This window comes from Herbaspirillum sp. B65, assembly GCF_000333555.1.
In the GTDB taxonomy this organism is placed as follows: Bacteria; Pseudomonadota; Gammaproteobacteria; order Burkholderiales; family Burkholderiaceae_D; genus Herbaspirillum; species Herbaspirillum rubrisubalbicans.
Genome location: NZ_BADI01000081.1, coordinates 1 through 1,903, shown reverse-complemented (window position 1 = coordinate 1,903; position 1,903 = coordinate 1). Strand labels below are relative to the sequence as shown.

General features: G+C 58.5%; 2 protein-coding genes and 1 pseudogene. 2 read left to right on the top strand and 1 reads right to left on the bottom strand.

All coding sequences use genetic code 11. The features are described 5' to 3' along the window. Positions 1 to 697 (bottom strand): TorF family putative porin (locus tag I5W_RS02355; protein ID WP_044528031.1); only part of this gene is annotated, 697 nt, incomplete at its 3' end. Positions 698 to 1,130: 433 nt separating this feature from the next. Between I5W_RS02355 and I5W_RS02350 the strand changes: the two genes are divergently transcribed. Together I5W_RS02350 and I5W_RS02345 are read left to right on the top strand one after the other, a co-directional pair. Continuing rightward, the gene (locus I5W_RS02350) at positions 1,131 to 1,376 is read left to right on the top strand and encodes an accessory factor UbiK family protein (protein WP_008334075.1); all 246 of its coding nucleotides are present in this window, start codon (positions 1,131 to 1,133) and stop codon (positions 1,374 to 1,376) included. Between the two features lie 73 nt (positions 1,377 to 1,449). Continuing rightward, positions 1,450 to 1,903: pseudogene (locus tag I5W_RS02345) on the top strand (magnesium chelatase domain-containing protein); the annotation flags it as partial.

The window sequence follows — 1,903 nt, the reverse complement described above, 5'->3', positions numbered from 1 at the left end:
CCATCCTTGAGGTCGGACCGACATAGGCCAGGCCCAGGGTGATACCGGCGGCTTCGTCGAAGGTCTTGGACAGACCGATCTTCCAGTCGGTGTAGCTGAACTGGTTGGGATTGCCACGCACGTTCTGGTGACCGACATGCAGGCCCAGGATGATGCCGTAGTAGGTCTCGATATTGGCACCCAGGTCGAAGTATTGGCTGTACTTGCTGTTGGCAGCACCGAACAGGTTGGTCAGCGATTGCGAATACTTGAAGTAGCCCGGGCCGTAACCGACCTGGCCGTACAGTTCGAAGGTGTTGGCGTTCTTGGCCACCTTGTCCAGGGTGTTGCCCGGATAGTAGTAGGCCAGGCCGCCGACGTCATAGGTGAAGCCACCGCCGATGTCACCACGCTTGCCGCCGTAGATGTCCCACTCGACGTCGCCCTTGGTATCGGTACCGGCCAGCGTGCCAGCGTCCTTGATCCACTTGATGTTGGTCAGCCAGGTGCCAGCGTAGAGACCGGTCGGGTTGTGCGTGTAGTCAGCGCCAACCTGCAGGGCCGGGTCGAAACGGGTCTGGGTCAGGCCGCGGTAGCGGTAGTCGTTCACCACGGCGGCGTTGAAGGTTAATTCATTATCCGGCTTGGCGTCCTCTGCGCGGGCCACGGTAGAAACGAAGGATGCGGCGATGGCTGTTGCAAGAATCAGTTTCTTCATGACTTTCCCTCTGGTTTATGTTTGAACAATAAAGTCGTTTTTTTGTCTTTCTCCCATCCTGTAGCAGGAGCCGTGCCATGTCGTTGTGGCAAGGCTGACTTGTGTTTGCCCGTGAAACCAGAGATTTACGACGATTTTTTTCGAGCCTAGCCTCAAAATAGTGCATCAAATGAATAAATGCACGCTACTGGTGCGATATTGATGGTTTTTTATTAATCTTGCGTCAAGTGCGACAAACACATTTTGGTGCGCGGACGGCGGGCGAAGAAAAAGTCACCAAGTCGGAGCATTTCCTGAAGGAAAATTCATCCAAGGCCGGGCACCTGGTGGCAAAAAAACGGTCTGATCAGGACCATCGCGGTGCGAGGATGGTTTGAGGATGGGCGGGAAACCGCTAAACTTGCAGTACAGCTATCTGCCAAGGAGATCCGACATGGACAAGCCCCCATTTTTTGAAGACCTGCAATCCAAGATCAACAAGGCGATCGAGAACTCTCCGGCCAAGGACATCGAAAAGAACGTCAAGGCCATGCTGAGTCAGGGTTTTGCCAAGCTGGACCTGGTCACGCGCGAGGAATTCGACGTCCAGGCCCAGGTTCTGGCCAAGACCCGTGCCCGCCTGGAGGCGCTGGAAGCGCGTGTTGCCGAGCTTGAAGCTCAGCAAAAACAGACTCCATGATCCCGGCGACGACACTTTTCTCTTTCCCTCCCCCCTCCCTTTTTCTTTCTGACAAGCTGCCAGGCCCGTTGCAATGAGCCTGGCGGTCTTGCGTAGCCGCGCCCTGGCCGGCATGAGCGCCCTGCCGGTGACGGTCGAGGTGCATCTGGCCAATGGCTTGCCGGCCTTCACCATCGTCGGGCTCCCCGATACCGAGGTGAAGGAAGCTCGCGACCGCGTGCGGGCGGCACTGCAAAATGCCCGCTTCGAATTCCCGGCGCGACGCATCACGATCAACCTGGCCCCAGCCGACCTGCCCAAGGAGTGGCGTTTCGACCTGGCCATGGCGCTGGGCATCCTGGCCGCGTCCGGTCAGATTCCGGCTGACCGGCTGGATGAACATGAATATGCAGGCGAGTTGTCGCTCTCGGGGCACTGCTGCCCATCCGCGGCGCGCTGGCCATGACCTGCGCCATCCAGCGCGATACCCAGGCCTACGGCGAGACCGCCGGGCAACAGCGCAGCTTCATCCTGCCCGCGGCCAACGC

What these genes read in the sequence shown, in the direction of transcription:
- I5W_RS02350 (WP_008334075.1), top strand. Translation starts at nt 1,131, where the DNA reads ATGGACAAGCCCCCATTTTTTGAAGACCTGCAATCCAAGATCAACAAG.